Source organism: Egibacteraceae bacterium, from assembly GCA_035540635.1.
In the GTDB taxonomy this organism is placed as follows: Bacteria; Actinomycetota; Nitriliruptoria; order Euzebyales; family Egibacteraceae; genus DATLGH01.
In genome coordinates, this window is record DATLGH010000005.1 from 1 (window position 1) to 8,345 (window position 8,345).

At 73.0% G+C, this 8,345-nt stretch carries 10 protein-coding genes; 5 read left to right on the forward strand and 5 right to left on the reverse strand.

The features are described from left to right. The 4 genes from VM324_01155 to VM324_01170 all read right to left on the reverse strand — a co-directional run. On the reverse strand, window positions 1-962 hold a 962-nt coding region (locus VM324_01155; protein ID HVL97884.1), incomplete at its 3' end, for a trypsin-like peptidase domain-containing protein. Window positions 963-1,052: 90 nt separating this feature from the next. Next, window positions 1,053-1,895: an acyltransferase gene (locus VM324_01160; GenBank protein ID HVL97885.1), complete on the reverse strand. Its 843-nt coding sequence runs from the start codon at window positions 1,893-1,895 to the stop codon at window positions 1,053-1,055. Between the two features lie 5 nt (window positions 1,896-1,900). Further along, on the reverse strand, window positions 1,901-2,800 hold the full coding sequence (locus VM324_01165; GenBank protein HVL97886.1) for a methyltransferase domain-containing protein: 900 nt from the start codon (window positions 2,798-2,800) through the stop codon (window positions 1,901-1,903). A 39-nt stretch (window positions 2,801-2,839) separates the two neighbouring features. Further along, the gene (locus VM324_01170; GenBank protein ID HVL97887.1) at window positions 2,840-3,619 is read right to left on the reverse strand and encodes an enoyl-CoA hydratase/isomerase family protein; all 780 of its coding nucleotides are present in this window, start codon (window positions 3,617-3,619) and stop codon (window positions 2,840-2,842) included. A 179-nt stretch (window positions 3,620-3,798) separates the two neighbouring features. Here VM324_01170 and VM324_01175 point away from each other — a divergent pair, with 179 nt between their 5' ends. Continuing rightward, window positions 3,799-4,578, forward strand: a complete 780-nt coding sequence (locus VM324_01175; GenBank protein ID HVL97888.1) for a sulfite exporter TauE/SafE family protein — start codon at window positions 3,799-3,801, stop codon at window positions 4,576-4,578. Window positions 4,579-4,595: 17 nt separating this feature from the next. Here the strand turns inward: VM324_01175 and VM324_01180 are convergent, their stop codons facing one another. After that, a complete protein-coding gene (locus tag VM324_01180; GenBank protein HVL97889.1) occupies window positions 4,596-5,405 on the reverse strand; it encodes an NAD(P)H-binding protein in 810 nt (269 codons plus the stop codon). Window positions 5,406-5,625: 220 nt separating this feature from the next. On the opposite strand from VM324_01180, the gene VM324_01185 reads away from it, so the two are divergent. The 4 genes from VM324_01185 to VM324_01200 form a co-directional block, all read left to right on the forward strand. Further along, on the forward strand, window positions 5,626-6,081 hold the full coding sequence (locus VM324_01185; protein HVL97890.1) for an SRPBCC family protein: 456 nt from the start codon (window positions 5,626-5,628) through the stop codon (window positions 6,079-6,081). 54 nt (window positions 6,082-6,135) lie between these two features. Further along, complete coding sequence (locus tag VM324_01190) at window positions 6,136-6,687, forward strand: DsbA family protein (protein ID HVL97891.1); 552 nt, start codon at window positions 6,136-6,138, stop codon at window positions 6,685-6,687. Between the two features lie 102 nt (window positions 6,688-6,789). Continuing rightward, window positions 6,790-7,395 (forward strand): hypothetical protein, encoded by a 606-nt coding sequence (locus VM324_01195; GenBank protein HVL97892.1) that lies wholly within the window; start codon window positions 6,790-6,792, stop codon window positions 7,393-7,395. A 55-nt stretch (window positions 7,396-7,450) separates the two neighbouring features. Further along, window positions 7,451-8,345: serine/threonine-protein kinase (locus tag VM324_01200; GenBank protein HVL97893.1), on the forward strand; the 895-nt coding region annotated here is incomplete at its 3' end.

Sequence of the window (8,345 nt, forward strand, 5' to 3'; positions counted from 1 at the left end):
GGCGCGGGCTGCGGCGCGGGGGAGGGCAGCGGCGGGTTCGGTTCACGTGGCGGGTGCGCCATCTCCCCCCGGCCGCCGGCCCCGCGCAGCTGCTCGGCGCCGCGGTCTGCCTCGGTGCACTGGATGAGCTCGCGGCACAGCATGCGGATCGGGACCCCGTAGACCAGCTCGCCGGCCACGCGGCCGAAGGGCGCGTAGTTCAACGTCGCGATGGCGACGACGCGGCCCACGGCGTCGATGAGCGGACCGCCGGCGAGGAAGTCGTTGGCGGGGATGCTCGGCACGACCGCCTGGGGCGCGACGCTGCCGACGCTTCCCTGGAGCACGGCGGCGGACCCCGGGCCGGCGATGCCCGCCAGCCAGAGCCGGTCGCCCCGCCGCAGGTCCTCGTCGACCGGCCGCCATTCGGTGACCGGCACGGTGCCGGCGGTCATGACCAGGGTCGCCACGTCGAGCTCGCGGTCGAAGTTGTGCACCCGGGCGGTGGCGTTGCGGCCGGGCAGGAGCACGTCGACGCTCGGGACGGCGAAGCCGTCCTCGGTGGCGACGACCCGGTAGGTCGTCACGACGATCGTCTCGGTGTTCGAGCTCGCCACCGTGAAGCCGGAACCGACCCGCCGCTCACCGTTCGCGTGCTGCGCGACGACAGCGTAGACGCCGGCCTCCTCGGGCCCGGGGATGGGGGGATCGTCGGCGAGCGCCTGACGGACCTCCTCGACCTGCTGTTCGATCGACCGCCGCGCCTCCTCGGCCGCTTCAAGCACCTCGTCGCGGGCCTGCTGGACCTGGGCCCGCGCGTCGGAGGTCTCCGCCTCCAACCGGCTGACCTGCTGGCCGTAGTAGAGGATCGCGAGCGCGCCGGCGAGGGTCGCGCCGAGCAGCGCGGCCATGAGGAACATCGGCAGCAGCAGCAGCCCGAAGCCGCGATCGCTGCCCACGAGGAGCTCGTTGAAGCGGCTCATGCGGGGTGGAGGCTCGCCAACAGCCTCCAGCTCGAAAGCAGCTGGGGGTTCACGGTCATCCCTCCAAGGTACTGGATCCGACGGCGCAGACTAGCCGTCGAGCGGGTCGTCGGGGACAGGCTGGCCCCCCCGTTGCAGGGCGAGCGCCTCCTCGGCGGTCATCCCCGGGGGCAGCCGGCTGCGGATCACGCGAGCGGGGCTGCCGACCGCGATCGAGAAGGGGGGGATCGGTCCCCGCACGAGCGACTGGCTCGCGATGACGCTGCCCGCGCCGATGTCGGCGCCGCGGAGAATCGAGGCCTTCTCCCCCACCCAGACGTCCTCGCCGATGCGCACCGGGGTCTTCACGATTCCCTGCTTCCTGATCGGCACGTGGACGTGCTCGGTGATGTGGTCGAAGTCGCAGACGTAGATCCAGTCGCCGAGCAGCGCGTTCTGTCCGATCTCGATGTCGAGGTAGGCGTTGACGACGTTGTCGCGCCCCATGACCACCCTCCGGGCCAGCCGGAGGTTGCCCTCGTGCGCGCGCAGCCGGTTGTCCGAGCCGATCCAGCACCACGCCCCCAGCGACAGGCGTCCGTAGCCCCGGCGTGCCGTGAGCTCGACCCGCCTGCCGAGGAACACCATCCCCTCGAGCTCGACGTGGGGATGACGGAGACGGTGCGCGAGAAAACGGGCGTAGAGCTGCAGGTACTGGGGGGTGTACATGCGACGCTCGACCGCGAAGCGCACCGCGCGCCGCCAGTCCGTCGCGCCCGGAGGGAGCGACGGCGCGCGCGCCGGGCCGGCGTGCGCGCCCATCGCCGCGCCGAGCGCCTCCGCGCGGGCCACGCCCTCCCGCCCGACCGCGGCCGCGACCGCAGCTTGCCGGTGCTGCTCGGCGAGGTCGCCGGCCAGCTCACGGGCCTCGTTGGCGGTCAGGTCACCGGGCATGACGCTCAGACAGGGGCGGTCGCCGTGAGGATGCAGTTGTAGAAAAGGCTCTTCGGCACGACACGTGCGGCCACGGCGTCGTCGAAGGCGAACAGCCGCTGCCACAGGCGGTAGGCGAACCAGGGATAGCCCTCGGGCAGGCGCTCGATGCCGACCATCGCCTCCACCGTCCGTGTCGTCCAGCCGAACCAGCTGGCCGTCAGCTCCTCCGTGTGGACCTCCACATCGCAGAAGCCGGCCCGCCGGCCGAGGTCCTCGAGCTGACGGGGAGTGAAGAGGTGCTGGTCCACCTCCTCCTCGAGCGCGGCTGCCGCGCGGTCGCACTCGGTGTCGTGGCCGTTGTGCGTGGCGAGCACGCGGTCGGCGCCCAGGGCGGCCGCAACGAGCTTCACCCCGACCCGCGCCGCCCGCTTGAACTGGTTCGCGACCGCGTCGCCCGCCCGGGTGGGCTCCCCCGCGATCACGAGACGGCCGCCCGGCACGAGGACGCGGCGCAGCTCCGCGAACGCCGTGTCGAGGTCGGGCAGGTGGTGCACGACGGCATGCCCGACGACGAGGTCGAACGTGTCGTCGGGGTAGGGCAGCGCCTCGGCGTCGGCCACCCTGCCCTGCACCTGCAAACCCAGCCGGCTGCCGTTCGCGACGCACACCTGCACCATGCGGCTCGAGATGTCGGTGACGTGGAGCTCCCCGGCGATGCCGGCCTGCGCGAGATTCAGGAGGAAGAAACCGGTGCCGGCGCCGATCTCGAGCGCCCGGTCGAAGCCCCGGGGTTCCCGCACCGCCTTGCGGAACCTGCCGGCGGCGTAGGCGATGCAGCGCTCGTCGAACGAGATCGACCACTTGTCGTCGTAGGTCGTGGCCTCCCAGTCGTGGTAGACGATGTTCGCCTGCTTCGCATCCATGTCGCTGTCCTCGCGCCTTCGCTCGCCGTGCCCGCCCCGCTAGGTCCGCGTGAACGTCGCCCGGCCCGGCCCCTGCTCGAGGAACGACGCCATGCCGGTACGCGCGTCCGCGGTGGTGAAGCAGGAGGCGAACAGGCTCGTTTCCAACCGCAGCGCCGCGTCGAGGGTCATCTGGCCGGCCTCGTCGATCGCTCGCTTGGCAAGTCGCAGGGCGTAGGGACCGGCGGCGTAGCGGCGAGCCGCCTCGACCGCCGCGTCGTACACCTCGCTGGGCGCGACGACCCGGTCCACCAGCCCCATGTCGAGGCTCGCCCGAGCCGAGTAGAAGCTGCCGCCGTAGACCATCTCCTTGGCCTTCTGCACGCCGACGAGGCGGGTCAGGCGCTGCGTGCCTCCCCCACCGGGAATGAGCCCGAGCAGGACCTCGGGCTGCCCGAGACGGGCGTCGTCGGCCGCGTAGCGGAAGTCTGCGGTGAGCGCGAGCTCGCAGCCGCCCCCGAGCGCGTAGCCGTTGATGGCGGCGATCGTCACCTGCGGCAGGCGGGCGAGGGCGCTGAACGCGTCCTGGAGCCCACCCGCGGCGGCCAGACCCTCCCGGAGGCCCCAGCCGCGCATAGCCTTGATGTCGGCGCCCGCGGCGAACACCTTCGGCCCGCCCCAGACGACCACGGCGGCAACGTCCCCGTCGGCGGCCAGCGCCCGTGCCGCCGCGCTGAGCTCATCCCACACCCCGCGGTCGATGGCGTTGACCGGGGGGCGATCGAGCCGCAAAGTCGCCACCCCCGCTCCGTCGGTGGTGATGGTCACGAAGTCGGCCACACGGCCCCTCCAATGCCGTCCACGACCGCCACAGCCCCGCGGCCTCGAATGATGCCGGGGAAGTCTAGACGCCACCCAGGCCGCGCGGGACGCCCGCTACGCTGCCCCCTCATGTCGGGCTTGCCGCTCCTCCCGCCCCCCGCCCAGCCCCGAGGGGCGTCGCCTACGGGGAGGCGGAGCTGAGCACCGACGGCGCGAAGCCCGCGCGCGAGGTACCGCTCGGCGTTGCCGTCGGTGTGCTGTCGGGGCTCTTCGGCATCGGCGGGGGTGCGCTGGCCGTGCCGGGGCTGCTGTGGCTCGGCTTCGCGCAGCACGCCGCGCACGCGACCTCGCTCGCGGCCATCGTGCTCACCGCCGCCGCCGCGGTCGTGCCGTTCGCCCTCGATGGTGCGGTGCACCCCCTCGGCGCGCTCACCCTCGTGGTCGGATCCCTCGCCGGCGTCTCCGTCGGCGCCGGGGTCATGCACCGCCTCCCGGAGGGGTGGCTGCGCCTGGCGTTCGTCGTGTTCCTGCTCGCCACCGCGGCACGCCTGCTCGTCGGCGTGGACGCCGGTGCCGACGGACACGTGCCCGACCTCGGCTTTGCCCAGCTCGCCGCCCTGACCGGTGTCGGGATCGCCACCGGTGCGCTGTCGGCGATCCTGGGCGTCGGCGGCGGCCTCCTCCTCGTGCCCGCCCTCGTGCTCGGTTTCGGCTTCTCCCAGCACGCCGCCGAAGGCACGTCGCTCGCAGTGATCATCCCCACGGCGCTGCTCGGCGCGGTGCGCCACACGCGCCGCGGCTACACCCGGTGGCGCACGGGCCTGACGCTCGGCGTCGGCGGTGTCCTCGGCGGCCTGGCGGGAGCGACCGTGGCGCTCGCCCTCGACGCGCTCGTGCTTCAGCGGCTGTTCGCGGGCTTCCTCGTCGCCATGGCGGCCCACCTCGTGCTCCGCGGCCGGCGAGCCGCCGGTTCCTGAGGCGCTACGGGCCGGTGCTACGCCCCGACGGGGCGTGTGCGGGCGAGCCCCTCCGCCAACGGTGTTCCCGTGCGCCCTAGAGTGGACGGACCAGGCAGCGCGTCGCGGGACAGCAGTTCCGCGAGGTGCGGCGGCGGCGGCCGGTGCGGGACCAAGCGGTGCGCGCCCGCCTTTCGCAGCCCCTCGACGAGCTCTGACAGCTCCACGACGTCGGGTCCGGTCAGGGTCACGGCGACGTGGCCCGGCTCGGTGCGTCCTCGTTCGGCGTCGGCCGCCTGCAGCGCGGCCGCGAGGTCGTCGGCGTACAGCGGCGCGTGACGGGCACGCGGGTCCACACCGTCGATCCCCGCGGCCAGCAGCGCCGTGAGCGGTTCTTGGGACCCGTACGTGACGGCGCGGCGCACGACGACCGTCTCCAGGGGCGCGTCGGCGAGCAGGGCCTCGGCTTCGGCGCACGCCATGAGGTAGGGGTCCGACCCGGGTGCCTCCGCACCGATCTGCGAGGTCCACACCACCCGGCGGCACCCGGCGCCGATGGCGGCGCTCAGGACGCTCGCCACGTCGTCGAGGACGGCCGCCGGCTCGTCGAGCGGACCGCCCCGGGTGTGCATCACCGTGTGCACCTGCGCGAGGGCGAGCTCGAGGCGGCCTTCGTCCTCCAGCGACCCGCGGGCGACCTTGACGCCCGACCGGCGGTACCTCTCGACGAGCGCGTCGGGGGCTGCCTCCGGGTCAAGGTAGACGCGGACCTCCCCGCCCGTGCGCAGGAGCCGCGCGACCACGGCCCTGCCGGTCCCCGCCTCCGCACCCGTCACCAGCACCGGCATGGGGAGAAAGGCTAGTAGCGGCGCTACCGCTGCGCTACAGGAGCGCCTGCCCGGGGCGCTACCGCTGCGCTACATGAGCGCCTGCCCGGGGCGCTACCGCTGCGCTACATGAGCGCTAGGGCCGCGATTCGGGCGCGTCCTGCCCGAGAGGCGTGTAGCTCCCCGCCCCCACCGGGTAGGTACCGAAGTACGCCGAACAGTCAACCCAAGGAGAGCAACCATGACGACGCGAGTAGAGAAATCCATCGAGGTCGACAGGCCCGTCCGCACCGTCTACAACCAGTGGACGCAGTTCGAGTCGTTCCCGAAGTTCATGCAGGGCGTCGAGCGCGTCGAGCAGAAGGACGACAAGCGCCTGCACTGGGTGGCCGAGATCGGCATGGCCGATCGCGAGTGGGACGCGGAGATCGTCGAGCAGGAGCCGGACCGCGTCATCGCCTGGAAGGCGAGCGGGGAGACGACCAACGATGGTCGCGTCACCTTCGAGCCCGTCGGACCCGACCGCACGCGGATCAACCTCGTGCTCGAGTACGACCCGGAGGGCTTCGTCGAGAAGGCCGGGGACAAGCTCGGCGTGGTGGACAAGCGCGTCGAGGGCGATCTCGAGCGGTTCAAGCAGTACATCGAGGAGCGCGGTGCCGAGGAAGGCGCCTGGCGGGGTGAGATCCACCAGTAGGTAGCATGCAAGGCGACGGCCCGGCCACGACGGCCGGGCCGTCGCCTTTTGCCGATGCTGATCCTCTACCACGACTACATCTCCCCGGCGTCCGCGATCGCCGCGCTACGGCTGCAGCGACTCGCCGACGACGGTGTGGCCGTGACGTTCACGGGCTTCGAGGCGCTGGGCGTGGACCTTCGCCTCCCGGTGACCCTCGAGGTCCTGGCCGCCGTCGACGAGCTCGCAGAGGCCGCGGCTGCGGAGGGCCTGGTGCTGCGGCGCCCACCGGCGCTGCCGCCGACGGCGTGGGCGCACGTCGTCGGGGCGCTGGCCGAGAAACGCGGGCTCGGAGCGTCGTGGCGCGAGGTGTGCTACCGGGCGTTCTGGGAGGAGGGGGTGAACCTCGCGGACCCCGCCGTGCTCACCGGGCTCGCGGTGCGCGCGGGCCTCGACGTCGCCGCCGTCGACGCCCACCTGCGCGACCCGAGCCGGTTGCGCGCCTTTCGGCGCAGCCTCGCCGAGTCCCGGCGGCTCGGGGTCGGCGGCGTCCCCGTGCTCCTCGCCCACGGGACCCTCGTGCCGGCGCTGCTGCCGGAGGCCGACCTGCGGGGGCTCGCCGACTGACGCGCCGCGCAGCTTGGCGACTATTCGTGCCGACGTCGTTACCCGACATGGGTGCACGGGTACCGGGGTTCCGATGCCGTTCGTGAAGGGCCAGCCTTGGAGTTGACCGCCACCCGTTACCGGACGCTCGTTCTCGCGATCCTGGTCGTTCTCATCGCCGGGCTGGTCGTCGTGCTCCTCGGCCCCGCCCGGGGCGCCCGCGTGGACATCGACTCGATCGACGAGCACGTCGCCGTCCAGCGCGCACTCGTCGGGGACATGCTCGAGACCCTGCAGGAGCAGGTCCTGCTCACCGCCGACCTGCTCGGTGAGAGTACCGAGCTCGTCCGCAACACCAATGAGCTCGTCGTCAACACGAACGTGCTCGTCGTGAACTCCGACGTGCTCGTCGGCCACACGCAGCGCCTCACCGAGATCGCCGAGGAGGCGCTGGAGCTCGTCGACGAGCTCGTCGGTCACGGCGGAGACCTCATCGACATCGCCCACGCGGTGCTCGATCGCGCCAACCGGGCGGTGGCACTGGCCGAGCGCCAGATCCAGCTCTCCGAGGCGCTGCTCGCCGTCGGCCAGCGGGGCACGGCGCAGTTCGACGAGAGCCTGCGGCTGCAGACCGAGGCGCTCACGGTGGCCCGCGCGACCCTCGAGGAGGTGCGCCGCATCCGACAGGCCCTGCCGACGGAGACCCTTGAGCTCCTCCCGCTGCGATGAGTCCTGCCCGACCGGCCCGCAAGGTCGGCGAGGGCGACGGGTAGGCTCGTCCCCCGTGGAACACCAGCTGCTGGCCGATCGCTACGAGCTGCGTGGCGTCCTCGGAGAAGGCGGCATGGCGCGGGTCTACGAGGGGTTCGACCGCGTCCTCACGCGCCGGGTCGCCGTGAAGCTGCTGCGTGACGACATCGGCGGGGGCCGCGCCCTGCGGGAGCGGATGCTGCGTGAAGCCCGGACCGCGGCGAGCTTCCATCACCCCAACGCCGTGGCGGTCTTCGACACGGGGCAGGAAGGGCGTACCCCCTACATCGTCATGGAGCTCGTCGAGGGCGGGACCCTGGCCGAGGAGCTCGCCGTGAAGGGAGCGCTCGACCCCGCCCGGGCGGTGGCCGTCGCCGACGACGTGCTCGCCGCGCTCGCCGCCGCGCACCGCCGGGGGCTCGTGCACCGCGACGTCAAGCCCGCGAACATCATGCTGCCGCCCGGGGAGGGCGCCAAGCTCGCGGACTTCGGCATCGCCAAGGGAGTCGAGGAGGTCGCCGGGCTCACCATGGAGGGGCAGGTCCTCGGTACGCCGAAGTACCTCTCCCCCGAACAGGTCGCCGGTCAGGCCGCCACGGTCCGCTCCGACGTCTACGCCATGGGCGTGGTGCTCTACGAGATGCTCGCGGGCGAACCGCCGTTCACGGCCGAGAACCCCTTCGCGGTCGCGGTCGCCCACCAGGAGGACAAGCCTCCCCGCCTCGACCGCCGGGTGAAAGGTCTCGACCCCGCGCTCGTCGCGGTCGTACACCGCTGCCTGGAGAAGGACCCCGACCGGCGCTATTCCGACGCCGACGCGCTGCGCGAGGCGCTGCGGGCCGTGTCCGCAGGCACCCCGGTCCCCACCGCGGCGGCCGCCACCACCCGCGTCCTCGCCCGCGACGACGCGCCCTACCCCAGTTCCGCGC